This window comes from Pontibacillus halophilus JSM 076056 = DSM 19796, assembly GCF_000425205.1.
Lineage (GTDB): Bacteria > Bacillota > Bacilli > Bacillales > BH030062 > Pontibacillus_A > Pontibacillus_A halophilus.
On sequence record NZ_AULI01000005.1, the window covers coordinates 223,476 to 241,746 of the forward strand.

An 18,271-nucleotide genomic window follows, 5' to 3' on the forward strand; every position below is an offset into this window, starting at 1 on the left:
ATAGATGACTCTTTTCTTCTTCATGATGGACAAGAATAGGAGGACATGTGATGAATATCCCAAACAAAATTACACTATCACGCATTTTATTAATCCCAATCTTTATTGTACTCTTAACGGTACCATACACGGGTCCAGAGTACAGTATTGGAGAAAGCACGTTGCCACTCATGCATCTATTAGCCGGTATCCTCTTTATCATAGCTTCTACGACAGATTGGATCGATGGTTATTATGCGCGTAAGCATGACCTCGTCACGAATCTCGGGAAGTTCTTAGACCCACTTGCTGATAAGTTACTTGTGTCAGCTGCCTTAATCTTGCTCGTAGAGTTAGGAATGGCACCAGCTTGGGTAGTCATTATTATTATTTCACGCGAATTTGCAGTAACGGGGCTGCGCTTAGTGGCAGCTGGAGAAGGAATTGTGCTTGCTGCGAGTCAAATGGGGAAATTAAAGACATGGTTACAAATTATCGCGGCTTCTACGTTGTTGCTTCATAATTTCCCATTCTCTTATATTGGGTTCCCATTTGCGACAATTTCTCTATATGCAGCTATGATTATTACGTTAGTATCAGGTATTGAGTACTTTATGAAAAACTGGCATGTAATGAGGGATTCTAAATGAAACAAGTAAATGCGGAAGTGATTGGAATTGGTACAGAGCTATTGCTCGGACAAATTGTAAATAGTAACGCTCAGTGGTTATCGTCACAATTGGCTGACCTTGGCGTGAATGTACTTTACCATCAAGTAGTAGGTGATAACGAACAACGAATGACAGACGTGTTCGCTCTAGCCGAATCAAGGTCAGATTTAATCATTGTTACAGGTGGACTTGGGCCGACAGAAGACGATGCGACAAAACAAGTTGTCGCGAATCTATTGAACAAGTCGCTCTATGTGCATGAAGATACAATGAAGGAAATTGAAAATTATTATATCCAGAACGGGCTTAGCATGTCGCCAAATAACAAGAAGCAAGCTGAACTTATTGAAGGCTCCACCTTGCTTCCAAATGCTGCTGGAATGGCACCTGGCGTAGCGATTCATGAGAATGAAACTACATGGGTGCTCTTACCTGGTGTGCCTTCAGAGATGAAGAGCATTATGAATGAAGGAGGATTCCAGTTTATTAAGCGTCAAGTTGGAGTAGATGCAACCATCCATTCAAAAATGCTTCGCTTTATTGGGATTGGGGAATCACAACTTGAACATGACCTTCAAGATTTAATTTCTGGTCAGACTAACCCAACAATTGCCCCATTAGCAGGCAACGGAGAAGTCTCTATCCGGTTGACTTCTAAAGCAGCTACATTGGACGAAGCGAAAGACATGTTAAGAGAGACAGAAGCAGAGATTGAAAGACGAGTAGGCCAGTACCTGTACGGCAGTGATGATGATACCTTAGAGGCGAAAGTGATGGAGTTATTAAAAGAGAAAGGGTACTCCATTAGCTCAGCTGAGAGCTTAACAGGGGGACGATTTATCGACCAACTCATTACAATTCCAGGTGCATCCGAAATCACGAAAGGCTCTGTCGTATGTTACGATACAGAAGTGAAAAGTGGCTTACTGGAAGTGCCTCAACTGATCTTGGAAACGCAAGGAGTTGTCTCATCTTCATGCGCTGAAACGCTAGCAGTAAACGTAGCAGATAAACTCCGTTCAAGTATCGGCATTAGCTTTACTGGCGTAGCTGGACCAAGTGAGCAAGAAGGCCAACCAGTTGGGAAAGTGTTTATCGGAATCTATGTAGATGGTGAACTTCCTTATGCGAAAGAATTTCATTTCAATGGCGACCGTGAAGGAATCAGAAATCGCGCAGTAAAGAAAGGCTTCCAGTTGTTATACCAAATGTTAACTCAATAGACTTTTCTTTTTACTGGATATTTACCCGATGAAACTTGTAAAATCGCTTAAGAGAAAATGATAATTCCAACATCAACGAATGTGTGGAAAAAGGGAACATTTATTCGTATTTTTCTTGGCAAATGAATCAAAACACGTTATGATAAGTATAGATTATCCTAAGGGGGAAGAAATGTGAGCGATCGTAAACAAGCGCTAGATATGGCGTTAAGACAAATAGAGAAGCAGTTCGGTAAAGGTTCAATTATGAAACTAGGTGAACAAGCCGAGCAACGTATTAGTACAGTTCCAAGTGGATCCCTTGCCCTTGACGTAGCATTGGGTGTTGGCGGTTACCCTCGCGGTCGTATTGTTGAAATTTATGGACCAGAATCCTCTGGTAAGACGACGGTTGCGCTGCATGCGATTGCAGAAGCCCAACAACAAGGCGGTACAGCGGCATTTATTGATGCTGAGCATGCCCTTGATCCTGTTTACGCAAGAGCGCTTGGTGTAAATATTGAAGAACTATTGCTCTCACAGCCCGATACAGGAGAACAAGCATTAGAAATTGCAGAAGCGCTTGTTCGAAGCAATGCGGTTGATATGGTCGTAATTGACTCTGTTGCTGCCCTTGTTCCTAAAGCGGAAATTGAGGGTGAAATGGGAGATTCTCACGTTGGTCTTCAGGCGCGTTTGATGTCTCAAGCTCTTCGTAAGCTTGGTGGCGCGATTAATAAATCGAAGACAACAGCGATCTTTATTAACCAAATTCGTGAGAAAGTCGGCGTTATGTTCGGTAACCCTGAAACGACACCAGGTGGACGTGCCCTTAAATTCTACTCTTCTGTTCGCTTAGAAGTTCGTCGTGCAGAAACGTTGAAGCAAGGAAATGACATGGTCGGAAATAAAACGAAGATTAAAGTTGTGAAGAACAAAGTTGCACCTCCGTTCCGTCAGGCTGAAGTTGACATTATGTACGGAGAAGGAATTTCACGCGAGGGAGAACTCCTAGATATCGGCACAGACCTTGATATGGTTACGAAGAGTGGCTCTTGGTATTCCTATGAAGGAGAACGATTAGGACAAGGTCGTGAGAATGCGAAACAATTCCTTAAAGAAAATCCTGAAACGTATAAAGAAATTCATAGATTGATTCGTGAGCATTATGAAATGGATTCAACACCACTTCATGCTCCTCAGGAAGATACTTCAAACGACCAAGACACGCTTGATGTGTAAGTACTGAGTCATACTTGCTCCTTTATGGGGGCAAGTATTTTTTCTACATAACAGTAAGGGGTTACATTTTTTGAAGGAAGCGCTTCGAAAGATTTGACCATTCCTTGACAATCTTGACAGACAAGCTTAAAATTAACATGTATAATTTTCATTTTTCTTATTATTGACAAAATGTTTAGACTATTCCCACTAAAAATGAAAATGAAGCATTGTTGATGCCGACACAATGTAAAAAGTAAATAGCAATAGGAGGTGAATCGATGAATCTATATGTAACCATCATCTCCATTTTGCTTACCTTAATCGTCGGTATTGTTGTTGGTTATCTGATTCGGAAATCCATTGCGGAAGCGAAGATTTCAAGTGCTGAGGAGTTAGCGAAGCAAATCGTTGACGAAGGTCATAGAAACGCTGAAGCCGCGAAGAAAGAATCTCTACTTGAAGCTAAGGAAGAGAATCATCAGCTTCGACAAGGGGCTGAACAAGAAATTCGTGAGCGCCGCACGGAACTTCAGAAGCAGGAAAGCCGTTTAATGCAGAGAGAAGAGAATCTGGATCGTAAGAGTGAGACGCTTGATAAGCGCGAGCTTATGTTAGAGAAGAAAGAGGAGTCACTTACAGAAAAACAACAACAAATTGAAGAAACGGAAAGCAAAGTGGAACAATTGAAGGAAACACAGCAGTCTGAGCTTGAGCGTATATCAGGCTATACGACCGATCAAGCAAGACAAGTTATTCTTGAACGCTTAGAAAATGAACTGTCTCATGAAACAGCAGTTATGGTGAAAGAAGCTGAGAATCGTGCGAAAGAGGAAGCAGATAAGAAGGCGAAGAACATTTTATCCCTTGCTCTTCAACGGACAGCCGCAGACCATGTTGCAGAAACAACCGTTTCTGTCGTTAACTTGCCTAATGATGAGATGAAAGGGCGTATCATCGGACGTGAGGGACGAAACATTCGTACCCTTGAAACCCTTACAGGAATCGACTTAATTATTGACGATACTCCTGAAGCGGTTATTCTATCTGGATTTGATCCGATTCGCCGTGAAACAGCTCGTATTGCACTAGAGAAACTTGTTCAAGACGGGCGTATTCATCCGGCGCGCATTGAAGAAATGGTTGAGAAATCGCGTCGTGAAATTGATGAATATATACGTGAAGTTGGAGAAGAGACAACATTCGAAGTGGGCGTCCATGGCCTGCATCCTGACCTTGTTAAGATTATTGGTCGATTGAAATACCGTACAAGTTACGGTCAGAATGTGTTGAAACACTCTATGGAAGTTGCGTATCTATCTGGTCTATTGGCTGCTGAGCTAGGCGAAGACCAGGTGTTGGCCAAACGAGCAGGCTTGCTTCATGACATTGGGAAAGCCATTGACCATGAGGTGGAAGGTAGCCACGTGGAAATTGGCGTTGAATTAGCTACGAAATACAAAGAGAATGACACCGTAATCAATGCAATTGCTTCTCACCACGGAGATGAAGAGCCAACTACTATTATTTCCGTTCTTGTTGCAGCCGCGGATGCGCTATCTGCAGCTAGACCTGGTGCAAGAAGTGAAACGCTAGAGAACTACATCAAGAGACTTGAGAAGTTAGAAGAGATTTCTGAGTCGTACGATGGTGTTGAGAAATCCTTTGCCATTCAGGCCGGCCGTGAGGTTCGTATCATGGTTCGTCCAGATGATGTAAATGATTTAGAATCAACGCAGCTCGCTCGTGATATTCGTAAGCGAATTGAGGATGAGCTTGATTATCCAGGGCACATTAAAGTGACCGTTGTTCGTGAAACGAGAGCTGTGGAATATGCGAAGTAAAAAGAAGCGGTCTTCGGATCGCTTCTTTTGTTATGTGCCAATAGGCTCAAGGGATCAATTAAGCTTTTGACATAGGTGCGCCATTGTGTGACACTTATATCTACTTAGACGGAAGAAAGGAATTACGAAATTATGAAATTATTGTTTGTAGGAGATATTGTAGGTTCACCAGGAAGAGATATGGTGCAAGAGTATGTACCACGGTTAAAGAAGAAGTATAACCCACACTTCACTATTATTAACGGAGAGAATGCTGCGTCTGGGAAAGGGATTACTCAGAAGATTTATCGTGAACTCTTAGAGAGTGGCGCACAAGCAATCACACTTGGAAATCATGCGTGGGATAAACGAGAAATCTTTGATTTTATAGATGATGCTCCCCTAATGGTAAGACCTGCAAATTTCCCGGAGGACACACCTGGTCAAGGCATTACGTACATTAAAGACGGTGGCATTGAGCTTGCTGTTATTAATCTACAAGGACGTACATTCCTTCCACCACTAGAAGACCCGTTCCGTGTTGCGGATGAACTCGTGGAAGAAGCAAAGAAGCGTACGCCTCATATTTTTGTTGATTTCCATGCGGAAGCAACAAGTGAGAAGCAAGCATTAGCTTGGTATCTTGATGGTCGTGTCAGCGCTGTAGTCGGGACTCACACCCACGTTCAAACTGCGGACAACCGTGTGCTACCTGGGGGAACAGGTTTTATTACTGACGTAGGTATGACTGGCCCTTACGACGGAATATTAGGAACCGACCGCGAAGCTGTCCTTAAGAAATTCTTAACGCAATTGCCTGTACGTTTTGAAATTCCAAAAAAGGGAAGGACACAATTAAGCGCGGTTATGATTGATGTAGACAAGGCCTCAGGCAAAGCTACCAAGGTGGAACGAATTTTAATTAACGATGATCATCCATTTTTTGACTAAATGTTTGAAGTTTTCTAAAAATTCGTTCATAATAGGTAGATAAGGAGGCATATTCTACGAGCTCCTAGAATAAGATTACAATGGAATATTCTTAGCTAATGAAGGAGGAACTAGTAGTGGAAATATTAAAAGTTTCAGCAAAATCTAATCCAAACTCTGTAGCAGGCGCACTTGCGAACGTACTAAGAGAGCGTGGGACGGCGGAGATACAAGCTATTGGCGCTGGTGCACTGAATCAAGCCGTGAAAGCGGTCGCAATTGCGAGAGGTTTCGTGGCACCTAGCGGAGTAGATTTAATTTGTATTCCTGCATTCACAGATATTCTAATTGATAACGAGGAGCGGACAGCGATTAAGCTAATCGTGGAGCCTCGCTAATCTATCTAACTAAGCAACCTGTTTATATAAACAGGTTGCTTCTCATTTATAAAGAGATGATGCTCCGGGCAACGTTCTGCCGGAGTATTTCTTATGAGGAGGGAAGAACGTGTTGATTGATGCGCATTGTGATGCATTACTGAAATTGTGGGAGGATCCCACTCGGTCGTTTGTAGATAGCCCAGCTATTACAGTGAACTATGAGAATTGGATGAATAGTCCTGTGAAAGCTCAATGCTTCGCGTTATTCGTTCCACCAGAAGTACCTAGTGGAGAACAGTTTCGTGTTGCTCTAGAGATGGTAGATTTGTTTTACGACCGTATTATTGCTCCATTCTCGAACATTAAGGTGATTCATACGAAAGAAGACTTACAGCATCTTAAGGAAGGAGAGAGAGGAGCAATCTTAACCCTTGAAGGTTGTCATCCGATTGGGGACGAACTCATCAGGTTGAAAACCTTACTGAGGCTGGGTGTTAAATCAGTTGGATTGACTTGGAATAATGCGAATGCTACAAGCGATGGGATTTTAGAGGAGCGTGGTGCAGGGCTCTCTTCATTTGGCAACAAAGTGGTAGATTTACTTAATGAATATCGGGTATGGACAGACGTGTCGCACCTTTCTTACAAAGGATTTTGGGATGTTATGGAGCGTGCGGATTATCCAATGGCCTCTCATTCTAACGTGTATGAGGTAACTTCGCATCAGAGAAACCTAAATGAAGCACAACTTCATGCACTCATTGGTCAAGATGCTTTTATCGGGGTCACGTTTGTACCAAGCTTCTTAGAGGAAAATGGTGAAGCGGACCTAACTTCCGTTATGACTCATGTGAATCGGATTATTGAACTTGGAGGCGAGAATGTGCTAGGCTTCGGGTCTGATTTCGATGGGACGGATGAAAGAGTCGCTGGACTAACTTCTCCAGTCGATTATGAGGAATTGATGAATCTCGTTCGACAATCTTATTCTGAGGAAACAGCTCAAAAGCTTGGTTATAAGAATTTCTTAAGATTATTCCCCAGTTAGGCAATAGTCCGTGTTAGGTGGACACTCTTTTCTTTAATAGTAGAAATTTTATGTGAATTATGATAATAATATACGTAGAAGGTTCTTTTATTAGAAAAGGGGTGTACATCTTGGATGGAAAAATGAAAGCGGTTTTAAAGAAAGGGGCCACCGAGGGAGCACAATTGGTTGAAGTGGATGTGCCCACGATAGGGGCTAGAGATGTATTAATTGAAGTTCAAGCAACGTCCATTTGTGGTACGGATGTGCATATTTATAATTGGGATGAGTGGTCGAAGAGTCGTGTCAAACCACCTTACGTCTTCGGACATGAATTTAGCGGAATTGTGAAAGAAGTTGGCGAGGCTGTGACGCGGGTTGAAGTAGGCGATTACGTGAGTGCGGAAACGCATCTAGTCTGTCATACTTGCCCTCAATGTTTAACCGGGAATTACCACATATGTAAGAATACGAAGATTATCGGGGTAGATACGAATGGATGTTTCGCGGAGTATGTGGCGCTTCCTGAACAAAATTTGTGGAAGAATCCAAAGAATATGCCAGTCTCCATTGCATCGATTCAAGAGCCCATGGGGAATGCTGTACATACCGTGTTAAATGGGGAGGTCGCAGGCAAGTCGGTTGCCATTATTGGCTGTGGGCCAATCGGGCTAATGGCAGTGGGGGTTGCGAAGGCAGCAGGCGCTTCTCAAGTGCTTGCCTTTGATGTAAACGAGTACCGTTTAGAACTAGCGAGTCAAATGGGCGCCACAGTCCCGATACACTCTGGTGAATGTGACCCTGTTGAAGAAGCTCTCATTCTGACAGATGGGCATGGGGTTGACGTTGTGTGTGAGATGAGTGGTCATCCAGTAGCGATGGACCAAGGGTTTAAGATGGTAACGAACGGTGGCAGAGTCTCAATCTTGAGTTTACCTACAACAAGAGTGGATTTAGATATTACGAATGACATTGTATTTAAAGGGATTACCGTGCAAGGGATTACAGGTCGAAAGATGTATGAGACGTGGCAACAAGTATCGAGGTTGCTTCAATCTGAGCAAGTAGACGTAAAGCCGATCATTACACACCATTTGCCGTTAGAAGACTATGAACTTGGCTTTAAGTTAATGAATGAGGGCAAGTGTGGAAAGGTTGTCTTGTATCCGCATGGAGTGCCAACAACTACATCTGAGGAGGTTGAACGATGAAAGGATTTGAACATTTGCAACGTGAATTAGAAGAAATGAAGGACAACGGGACCTATCGTCAGCTAATTCCGTTAGAAAGCGAACAAGGCTCTACCGTTACGATCAAAGGAAAAGAGGTCATTCAATTATCCTCAAACAATTACTTGGGATTAACGTCTCATAAAAGGCTAAAGGGAGCGGCAACAAAAGCAGTGGAACAATATGGTGTTGGAACAGGCTCAGTAAGAACAATTGCTGGGACGTTGACGATGCATGAAGAATACGAGCGAAAGTTAGCAAAGTTTAAGCACACAGAAGCAGCCCTTGTCTTCCAATCTGGATTCACCACGAATCAAGGCGTGCTTTCATCCATGCTTACAGACGAAGATGTTGTCATTTCGGACGAGTTAAACCACGCCTCCATCATTGATGGCATTCGTTTAACGAAATCAGGACGGAAGATTTATAAGCATGTAGATATGGATTCGTTGGAAGAGCAACTCTTGGCTTCCATGGACTATCGAACCCGCTTAATTGTTACGGATGGTGTGTTCTCGATGGATGGAAATATTGCTCCTTTACCTGCTATTGTAGAACTTGCGGAGAAATACGATGCGCTTGTGATGGTTGATGACGCTCATGCGAGCGGCGTACTTGGCAAGAATGGCCGCGGCACTGTTAACCATTTTGGATTAGATGGTCGAGTTCATATTCAAGTAGGGACGTTAAGTAAAGCAATTGGGGTGTTAGGTGGGTATGTGGTCACATCCGAAACGCTTAAGGAATACTTAATCCATAAAGGGCGTCCTTTCTTGTTCAGTACATCTCATCCGCCTGCAGTAACCGCTGCTTGTGATGCTGCGATTGATGTGTTGCTTGAGGAGCCTCAGTTGATTGAGAAGTTGTGGGAGAATACGAAGTTCTTTAAAGACGGACTTCAGAAACTAGGTTTTGATACGGGCATCAGTGAAACTCCTATCACGCCAGTTCTTGTAGGAGACGATGCGTTAACGCACCGGTTCTCAGATGAATTGTTTAATGAAGGTGTATTTGCTCAAGGGATTGTGTACCCGACTGTGCCGAAGGGAAGTGGTCGAATTCGGACCATCGTAACTGCAGAGCATTCGAAAGAAGAGCTTGCAACGGCCCTTTCTGCATTTGAACGTGCGGGTAGAAATCTCGGACTGCTGAAAGAGTAAGAACCATTTTCCCCTTTTCACCCTAGAACCCTTACCATTATTTTCTTTTCTTTTTAAGGTTGTCCTTGCTATAATGTAAGGGTTAGCATGGATGGAAAGGGGTTCCTACATATGAATGAGCAGCAGAGAAAAGAACAGAACATTCTTCAGTCTGACGATGAGGCGAAGAATTTAAAGCGGATTCAAGAACTGTCCAGTGATGATCTAATCTCTCATTATTTCCAAACCACCTATGAACCTACCGCCCCTTCATTGAAAGAGGCGAAAAAACGAGGGAAGTCTGAAACAGAGGTTCACTACGATTTCACGATTCCTGAAGATATTCAGGGTATAGGGGCTCGGAAGAAGTTTCAAATTCGTACGTATGGATGTCAAATGAACGAACATGACACAGAAGTTATGGCTGGGATTCTGACAGAGATGGGGTATGAATCTACCACAGACCAGCATGAAGCAGATATTATCTTGCTGAATACGTGTGCCATCCGGGAAAATGCAGAAAACAAAGTGTTTGGCGAATTAGGGCACCTAAAGTCGCTGAAACGGGAGAATCCAGGTTTATTACTTGGCGTTTGCGGATGCATGTCTCAAGAAGAGGCAGTTGTAAACCGCATTAAACAGAAGCATCCATTTGTAGACCTTGTATTCGGAACGCATAACATTCATCGGTTGCCTCAACTTGTGAAAGAGGCGCTGTTTAGCAAGGAAATGGTTCTTGAGGTGTGGTCTAAAGAAGGCGACATTATCGAGAATTTACCTCGTGTACGCAAGGGGAAGATAAAAGGCTGGGTTAATATCATGTACGGATGTGACAAATTCTGTACCTATTGTATTGTACCTTATACAAGAGGGAAAGAAAGAAGTAGAGTACCGCATGATATTATCCAAGAAGTACGCGCCATGGCTGCTGAAGGATATAAAGAAATTACACTTCTTGGCCAGAATGTAAATGCGTATGGGAAAGACTTAGACTATGAATATAGTTTAGGCGATTTAATGGATGAATTAAGAAAGATTGATATCCCGCGTATTCGTTTTACGACGTCACATCCACGTGACTTTGATGAACGTCTAATCGAGGTGCTCTCAAAAGGTGGCAACATGTTAGATCATATTCATTTGCCGGTCCAATCTGGTAGCACTGAAGTGTTGAAGCGGATGTCTCGAAAGTATACAAGAGAGCGCTACTTGGATTTGGTTCAACAAATTAGAGAAGCGATGCCAAACGCGACCTTAACGACAGATATCATCGTTGGCTTTCCAAATGAAACAGAAGAGCAGTTCGAGGAAACGATGACCCTTGTTGAAGAGGTAGGATTTGAAGCAGCCTATACGTTCATTTACTCTAAAAGAGAAGGAACACCGGCTGCCAACATGGAAGATAACGTGCCGATGGACGTGAAGAAAGCTCGTCTCAAGCGTCTCAATGAGCTTGTAAATCGTCAGTCTAAAGAGGCGATGGCGAAGTATGAAGGCGAAGTTGTTGACGTCCTTGTAGAAGGTGTAAGCAAGAACAATGATGAGGTGCTTGCTGGGTATACCGCGCGTAACAAAGTGGTGAACTTCAAAGGCCCTAAAACGGCAATTGGCCAAATTGTACAAGTGAAAATACAAGAATCTAAAACATGGTCGCTAAATGGCGAAATGGTGGAAACTATAGAGGTGAAGTAAATGACCACGTATACACGTGAAGATGTCCTAAAACATGCAGAAGAATTAGCTAAAATGCTTGCCAACACACCTGAAATTGACCGATTTAAACAGGTGGAAGCGAAACTGAATGATAACCAACGAGTCAAGAACAACATTAACCGCATCAAGTCTCTTCAGAAACAAGCGGTTAACTTTCAGCACTACGGAAAGACAGAGGCATTAAAGAAAGTAGAGAAAGAAATCGACCGTCTTCAGGCTGAATTGGATGAAATTCCAGTTGTTTCTGAATTTAAAGAAACACAAATTACCATTAATGACTTCTTACAGCTTGTTACGGGTACCATCTCCCGTGAAGTGACGAATGAAGTCATCCGCTCAACTGGTGGCGACTTGTTAACAGGTGAGACGGGTTCAGCACTTGGAGCAAGTTCAATAAAAGAGTCATAAATAGAAGGCAAAGAGCATCTCTTGTATGGAGGTGCTCTTTATTTATTTTTATCATAAAAAGATTTCGTACATTTTCCTAGGCTCTTGCATAGAATGAACTAGAAACAGAATGTTGCGACCGTATGGAATTTGGCACTTCGGACGTTTGTCTTCAATATCGATGTAAGTACTAAGAAGGAGGAGGTTGGGCTCTCATGTCGTTTTTTGATCAGGAGTATCGTGAAATTATTACGAAAGCGGTCTGTGGGAAGGGACGCAAGTTTACACAATCCACTCATACAGTTACCCCGTCACACCGCCCAACGAGTATTTTAGGATGCTGGGTCATCAACCACATCTATAACGCTAAGAAAAAAGGCGACTTTGTTGAAGTTTCAGGTAGCTACGATATCAACGTTTGGTATTCATACAACGACAACACAAAAACAGAAGTTGTAACCGAACGAGTAACGTATAGCGATAAAGTTCATTTGTCCATTAAAGATGAGCATTGCGTAGATGAGAACTGCGAAGTCATTGCTCGTGTTGTACAACAGCCGAACTGTCTGGAGGCAAGAATTGCTCACCAAGGACACAAAATTGTTGTAGAAGTGGAACGCGAATTTATCGTTGAGGTGATAGGGGAGACAAAAATTTGTGTGAAGGTCGACCCAGACGGCTGCGTACATGAGGAAGATGATTGGGGTTACGAGCTTTCTGATGATGAATTTGCAGATGTTGATCCTGACTTCTTGGCGCAAGAAGAAGAAGAGTAGATACTTAGAAGGGGTGCCAATAGGTGCCTCTTTTTTAGTGGATTGGTTGAATGTCCCTGACTGATAGGAAGGAATGTGTGTGTTATAATGTTGGGTAGACATTTTTGAACGTTTTGGAGGATCGATATGGCTAAACAAACACCCATGATGCAGCAATATTTAAAAATTAAATCCCAATATAAGGACGCTTTTCTCTTCTTCCGTCTAGGAGACTTTTATGAAATGTTTCATGAAGATGCAACAAAAGCGGCCCAAGAACTTGAAATTACACTCACGAGTCGCGATGGAGGTGAGAATGGGCGAATTCCAATGTGCGGAGTTCCATTCCATTCCTCAAAGAACTACATCAAAACGCTGGTAGAGCGTGGATACAAAGTGGCTATTTGTGAGCAGGTGGAAGACCCGCGTGTAGCGAAAGGGGTTGTAAAGCGAGAAGTTGTGCAACTGATTACCCCAGGTACGGTTATGGAAGGCACCATGCTTGATGAAGGGGAGAATAACTTTCTTGCCGCCATTACTCCGCTAGACGAGCAGCAGTTTATTATTGCTTATAACGATTTAACAACTGGTGAGAGCAGTGTGGCTCATATACGAGATGGCTTTGACAGTGTAGTGAGTGAATTATTTAACCGTCCTGTTAAAGAGATTGTCATCCCATCATCATTAGGTGAAGAGAAAGAGACGCAGCTGACAGACCGACTTTCTGTTACGTTATCCTATGAAGACCAAGAAGAATTGCTTGAGGGGTATGCCCATTTAACAGAAGGGCTGAAGCAGGATGGGCTGAAACGAGGATTCTTCCGATTGTTCCATTATTTGCAACGTACCCAGAAGCGGTCTATGGATCATTTGAAGCCTGTTCAGTACATCGAACTTATGAACTATATGAAGCTTGATTTGTACTCAAAGAGAAACCTTGAATTAATGGAAACTTTCCGTAAAGGTGGGAAGAAGGGGAGCTTGTTATGGGTGTTAGACCACACTGTAACGGCTATGGGAGCGCGTCATCTTAAAAAATGGCTCGAACGTCCTTTGTTGAACCCAGATGATATACAGTCCCGCTATAATCAAGTGGAGGGCTTTTTAAATCAATTCTTCGAACGAGAAATGATTCGTGAAGCATTGAAATCCGTCTATGACCTTGAGCGTTTGGCTGGACGTGTGGCTTATGGAAATGTGAATGCCCGAGACCTCATTCAGCTGAAGCAATCTCTAGCTAAGGTTCCAGAAATAAAGCAAATTCTATCAACCTTTCATTCTGAAGAGTTGAAAGGGTTAGGTAGCCATATAGAACCTCTCCAAGAAGTATATGAAATGCTTGATGAGAGTATAAAGGATGAGCCTCCAATCTCTGTTAAAGAAGGCGATTTGATTAAAGATGGGTTTCATCCTCAACTTGATGAATACCGAGATGCAGCCCGAAATGGGAAGCAGTGGATTGCTGAACTAGAACAGCGTGAGCGTGCTGAAACTGGCATCAAATCCTTGAAGATTGGCTATAACCGAGTGTTTGGTTATTATATCGAAGTTACAAAGGCAAATCTTCACCTTCTTCCAGAGGGTAGATATGAAAGAAAACAGACGCTAACAAATGCGGAGCGGTATATTACACCAGAATTAAAGGAAAAAGAAACGCTCATATTAGAAGCTCAAGAGAAAAGCGTAGACCTTGAGTATGATTTGTTTATCGGAGTCCGGGACAAAGTGAAAGAATACATTCGTCCCCTACAGCAACTAGCCGAACAAATGAGTACGCTAGATGTTCTCCAAGGTTTTGCGACAGTAAGTGAAGAGAATCAGTATACACGTCCTTCCATCACACCAGACCGTTCTATAAACGTAATTGGTGGCCGACATCCTGTAGTAGAGAAGGTCATGAAGGACGACCACTTTGTGCCAAATGATATTAAGATGCAGGAAGGAACGGATGTCTTTCTAATCACAGGCCCGAACATGTCAGGTAAGAGTACGTACATGCGTCAAGTTGCATTGACTGCCATTATGGCCCAGATTGGATGTTTCGTACCGGCTGAATCGGCAGAACTTCCAATCTTCGACCAAGTGTTTACACGTATTGGTGCAGCAGACGACCTTGTATCTGGTCAAAGTACGTTTATGGTGGAAATGCTAGAAGCGAACCACGCGTTAACGAAAGCGACAGAGCGTAGTTTAATTCTATTAGATGAAATTGGCCGTGGGACGAGCACCTACGATGGTATGGCGCTTGCTCAGTCTATTGTTGAGTACATTCATGAACACATTCATGCTAAAACGCTATTCTCAACACATTACCATGAGTTAACAGCGTTAGAGCAATCGCTACAGCAGTTACGAAATGTCCATGTTCGCGCTGAGGAATACGAAGGGAAAGTTGTATTCTTGCACCAAATAAAAGACGGTGCAGCAGATGAAAGCTACGGGATTCACGTTGCAAAACTAGCCCAGTTGCCAGATTCCTTATTGGCCAGGGCGGAAGAGCTTCTTCAACAGTTTGAACAAGGAAAGGACGCTCCTACTTTACAAAGAGAGGCGATGTCACCATCTGTTCCTGAAAAGGATGACGCACAGTTATCCTTCTTCCTAGCTAAAGACCAAGAAAACGAACAGAAACTAGAAGCAGGGCAACCTGCACAGAATCAAGAAGAACACGGCGTGCTCTCAGAGCTACGTGACTTAGATTTGCTTGAACTAAACCCGATTGAAGCGATGAATGAGCTTTACCGACTTCAGAAGCAGTTAAAATCGTAAGAGAGGAGGGGTATGATGGCACTCATTCATCAAATGCCAGATACGCTCGCCAATAAAATTGCAGCAGGGGAAGTGGTGGAACGCCCTTCCTCTGTTGTGAAAGAGCTAACGGAAAATAGCATTGATGCTGGAAGTACGTGGGTGAAAGTTGAACTTGAAGAAGCAGGCCTTCAGAAGATTAAAATTATGGATAACGGTAGAGGGATGGACGAAGAAGATGCTGAGAGGGCCTTTCTACGCCATGCCACTAGTAAGATTAACGATGAGGGCGATTTGTTCCGTGTGCGGACGCTTGGCTTCCGCGGGGAAGCACTTGCAAGTATCGCGGCCGTCAGTCGACTTACGCTTAAAACTTCAACAGGAGAAGAAGCAGGCACGCTGCTTCAGCTTGAAGGTGGCGTACTAAAGCAAAAGGATAAAAGTGACGCGCGCCAAGGTACTGAAATCACGATTGATGATTTGTTCTTCAATACACCAGCTCGTCTTAAGTATATGAAGACGATTCATACGGAACTCGGTCATGTCACAGATGTATTGAATCGAATGGCGTTATCCTATCCTTCCGTTCGATTTGAGTGCTGGCATAATGGAAAGCAGCTATTCCAAACAAGTGGACGGGGAGATTTACTTCAAGTTATCGCTCAAATATACGGAATGAATACCGCCAAGAAGATGATCCCGATTCATAACGAAACACTCGACTTTACCATTTCCGGGTATATTGCGAAACCTGAAATCACAAGAGCTTCTAGAAACTACATTTCAACGATTATCAATGGGCGCTATATCCGAAATATGATGGTCAACCGAGCTGTTCTTGAAGGCTATCATACTTTACTGCCAATTGGCCGTCATCCTTTAGTCATCCTTGAAATCGATATGGACCCGATGCTTGTAGATGTGAACGTCCACCCTGCTAAATTGGAAGTACGGTTTAGTAAAGATAAAGAACTTCATGAAGCCATTGTAGAAGCAGTGAAACGCGCGTTTAAACAAGAGACGCTAATTCCACAATACGAACAGCCGAACAAGGCGAAGCCGAAGGAGAAAGAAGTAAGTGTACAAGAAAGCTTCTCGTTAAAGAGTGAACCTCAAAGCGAAAGGGTACCACGGGATTCTGTTAAGCAAAGAGACTGGAGTGAACAGGACGCGATCATCCAGGATGCACAAGAACGAGAACGAGAGGAAGCTCTTTCTCATTTGCTTTCGGTTGAACCATCGCCGACCCCTTCTCAAGCGGCGGAATCAAAGCAGGTGTATGCTCATCAAGATGTAGAGGATCACCCGCCTTCAACGGCAGAAGGGAATGTTACATCCTCTGTTGTACACCGTGTACCGACGATGTATCCAATTGGACAATTGCACGGAACGTACATCCTAGCTCAGAATGAAGAGGGACTTTACATCATTGATCAGCACGCAGCGCAGGAACGCATCAAGTATGAATTTTTCAGAGACAAGCTTGGAGCAACTGCGAATGAAGTACAAGAACTTCTCATTCCAATAACCTTTGATTTATCGAAGCAAGAAGCGTTATTGATTGAGGAGCATAAGGATGAGTTAGAAGCGGTTGGCTTGTTCTTAGAGCCATTTGGGGATAAGACGTATATTGTAAGAAACCACCCTCAGTGGTTCCCGAAAGGATTCGAGGAAGAAGTTATTCAAGAAATGATTGACCAGGTCTTACAAGACCAGAAAGTAAATGTGACCAATTTACGAGAAGATGCGGCGATTCTAATGTCCTGCAAACGCTCGATTAAGGCGAATCACTATTTAAATCACCATGATATGGCGCGATTGTTAAATGACCTGCGAGATTCAGAGGATCCATTTACGTGTCCACATGGACGACCAATTATCGTTCATTTCTCAGAGTATGAAATGGAGAAAATGTTTAAACGAGTCATGTAGCAAATCGCTACATGACGATACATAAAAGGTGGGAGTAGGATGAAACGAGAAACCCTTCATGAACGTGTCTATGCAATTAAGTATCTTCTTAGTACAGGCGAGTTGAAAGAAAGTGACTTGAGCGACTCCATTATAAGGGACCTTGAACGTGTGAAAACAAGTAGAGACGGGATTGTTGAAGAAGAAAGCGTTTCTGATGAACTAAGAAGTTTAGTAGAGAAGACGCTTGATGTAGAACACTAATAGGGCTTCATATTAAAGGAGAGGGTACAGTGTCTGAGATAATCCAACAGACTTCAAAACCAAGGACGAGGAGCACGATGAAGCAGGAGTTCCGGAAGCTCGGTTTGAAGGAAGGCTCGACTGTAATCGTCCATTCTTCCTTGTCGTCCCTAGGATGGGTTGTAGGTGGTGCGGTGGCAGTTGTTCAGGCACTAATGGATGTAGTAGAAGAGACGGGAACAATCGTCATGCCGACTCATACAGCTGAGCTCTCAGATCCATCCGAGTGGGCAAATCCGCCTGTTCCTGAATCTTGGTGGGCTACAATCCGAGAAGAAATGCCAGCCTTTCATCCAAGCTACACTCCAACATTCTATATGGGGAAGATAGCAGAAACGTTTCGGACGTTTCCAGGCGTTGTGAGAAGCAATCACCCGTTCGTTTCATTTGCAGCATGGGGTAAGCTTTCCGAGGACATAACAATGGACCATTCATTGTCATACGGGTTAGGGGAAGATTCTCCACTCGGGCGATTGTATGAATATGATGGGCAAGTCCTATTACTAGGTGTAGGCTATGATAACAATACATCGTTTCATTTAGGTGAACATCATGCTCCTCACCAGCAACAAATTGTCAGAAGCGCGCCGATTGAAGTAAGAGGTCAGCGTGTGTGGAAACGCTATGCAGATATCGAGTATAAGGACGAGTTGTTCGTACAAATTGGACAAGACTTTGAAGAGCATCACCAAGTTCGAACAGGGATGGTAGGCTCAGCCACAACTAAGCTCTTTGGTGCAAGAGATGCAGTTGATTTCTGCCAAAGTTGGTTGCGTGAGAAAGATGAGATGACTATAAAGAGGTTAATTGAACTAGAATCCTAAGCAATAAGGGGACTCCTGTCACAAGGGGT

Annotated in this window: 16 protein-coding genes; all 16 read left to right on the forward strand. The window is 43.3% G+C overall.

The annotated features are described in order from the left end of the window. Positions 1 to 50 precede the first annotated feature (50 nt). Positions 51 to 629: a CDP-diacylglycerol--glycerol-3-phosphate 3-phosphatidyltransferase gene (gene pgsA, locus H513_RS0105530; protein ID WP_026799844.1), complete on the forward strand. Its 579-nt coding sequence runs from the start codon at positions 51 to 53 to the stop codon at positions 627 to 629. Then, a complete protein-coding gene (locus tag H513_RS0105535; RefSeq protein WP_026799845.1) occupies positions 626 to 1,873 on the forward strand; it encodes a competence/damage-inducible protein A in 1,248 nt (415 codons plus the stop codon). The genes pgsA and H513_RS0105535 overlap by 4 nt, the downstream gene beginning before the upstream one ends. Before the next feature lie 174 nt (positions 1,874 to 2,047). Continuing rightward, entirely contained in the window at positions 2,048 to 3,094 is a 1,047-nt protein-coding gene (gene recA / locus H513_RS0105540; RefSeq protein ID WP_026799846.1) for a recombinase RecA, read from the forward strand. A 260-nt stretch (positions 3,095 to 3,354) separates the two neighbouring features. After that, positions 3,355 to 4,917, forward strand: coding sequence for a ribonuclease Y (gene rny, locus H513_RS0105545; protein ID WP_026799847.1), 1,563 nt, complete (start codon positions 3,355 to 3,357; stop codon positions 4,915 to 4,917). Between the two features lie 132 nt (positions 4,918 to 5,049). Then, entirely contained in the window at positions 5,050 to 5,847 is a 798-nt protein-coding gene (locus tag H513_RS0105550) for a TIGR00282 family metallophosphoesterase (protein WP_026799848.1), read from the forward strand. A 116-nt stretch (positions 5,848 to 5,963) separates the two neighbouring features. Continuing rightward, positions 5,964 to 6,224 carry a stage V sporulation protein SpoVS gene (gene spoVS, locus H513_RS0105555; RefSeq protein ID WP_026799849.1) on the forward strand — a complete coding sequence of 87 codons (261 nt, stop codon included), beginning with the start codon at positions 5,964 to 5,966 and terminating at the stop codon, positions 6,222 to 6,224. Between the two features lie 109 nt (positions 6,225 to 6,333). Beyond that, positions 6,334 to 7,254: a dipeptidase gene (locus H513_RS0105560; protein WP_026799850.1), complete on the forward strand. Its 921-nt coding sequence runs from the start codon at positions 6,334 to 6,336 to the stop codon at positions 7,252 to 7,254. Positions 7,255 to 7,364: 110 nt separating this feature from the next. Continuing rightward, positions 7,365 to 8,444 (forward strand): L-threonine 3-dehydrogenase, encoded by a 1,080-nt coding sequence (gene tdh, locus H513_RS19645; protein ID WP_231572067.1) that lies wholly within the window; start codon positions 7,365 to 7,367, stop codon positions 8,442 to 8,444. Next, positions 8,441 to 9,622: a glycine C-acetyltransferase gene (locus H513_RS0105570; protein WP_026799851.1), complete on the forward strand. Its 1,182-nt coding sequence runs from the start codon at positions 8,441 to 8,443 to the stop codon at positions 9,620 to 9,622. Before tdh ends, H513_RS0105570 begins: the two co-directional genes overlap by 4 nt. A 111-nt stretch (positions 9,623 to 9,733) precedes the next feature. Next, positions 9,734 to 11,293, forward strand: a complete 1,560-nt coding sequence (miaB, locus tag H513_RS0105575) for a tRNA (N6-isopentenyl adenosine(37)-C2)-methylthiotransferase MiaB (protein WP_026799852.1) — start codon at positions 9,734 to 9,736, stop codon at positions 11,291 to 11,293. Then, complete coding sequence (locus H513_RS0105580) at positions 11,294 to 11,722, forward strand: YlbF/YmcA family competence regulator (protein WP_026799853.1); 429 nt, start codon at positions 11,294 to 11,296, stop codon at positions 11,720 to 11,722. Positions 11,723 to 11,916: 194 nt separating this feature from the next. Then, positions 11,917 to 12,477, forward strand: a complete 561-nt coding sequence (cotE, locus tag H513_RS0105585) for an outer spore coat protein CotE (RefSeq protein ID WP_026799854.1) — start codon at positions 11,917 to 11,919, stop codon at positions 12,475 to 12,477. 126 nt (positions 12,478 to 12,603) lie between these two features. After that, positions 12,604 to 15,225 (forward strand): DNA mismatch repair protein MutS, encoded by a 2,622-nt coding sequence (gene mutS, locus H513_RS0105590; protein ID WP_026799855.1) that lies wholly within the window; start codon positions 12,604 to 12,606, stop codon positions 15,223 to 15,225. Between the two features lie 15 nt (positions 15,226 to 15,240). Next, positions 15,241 to 17,136 carry a DNA mismatch repair endonuclease MutL gene (mutL, locus tag H513_RS0105595; RefSeq protein WP_026799856.1) on the forward strand — a complete coding sequence of 632 codons (1,896 nt, stop codon included), beginning with the start codon at positions 15,241 to 15,243 and terminating at the stop codon, positions 17,134 to 17,136. A 39-nt stretch (positions 17,137 to 17,175) separates the two neighbouring features. Continuing rightward, positions 17,176 to 17,379, forward strand: coding sequence for a hypothetical protein (locus tag H513_RS0105600; RefSeq protein WP_026799857.1), 204 nt, complete (start codon positions 17,176 to 17,178; stop codon positions 17,377 to 17,379). Between the two features lie 77 nt (positions 17,380 to 17,456). Continuing rightward, positions 17,457 to 18,242, forward strand: coding sequence for an AAC(3) family N-acetyltransferase (locus tag H513_RS0105605; protein WP_051239699.1), 786 nt, complete (start codon positions 17,457 to 17,459; stop codon positions 18,240 to 18,242). Positions 18,243 to 18,271 lie beyond the last annotated feature (29 nt).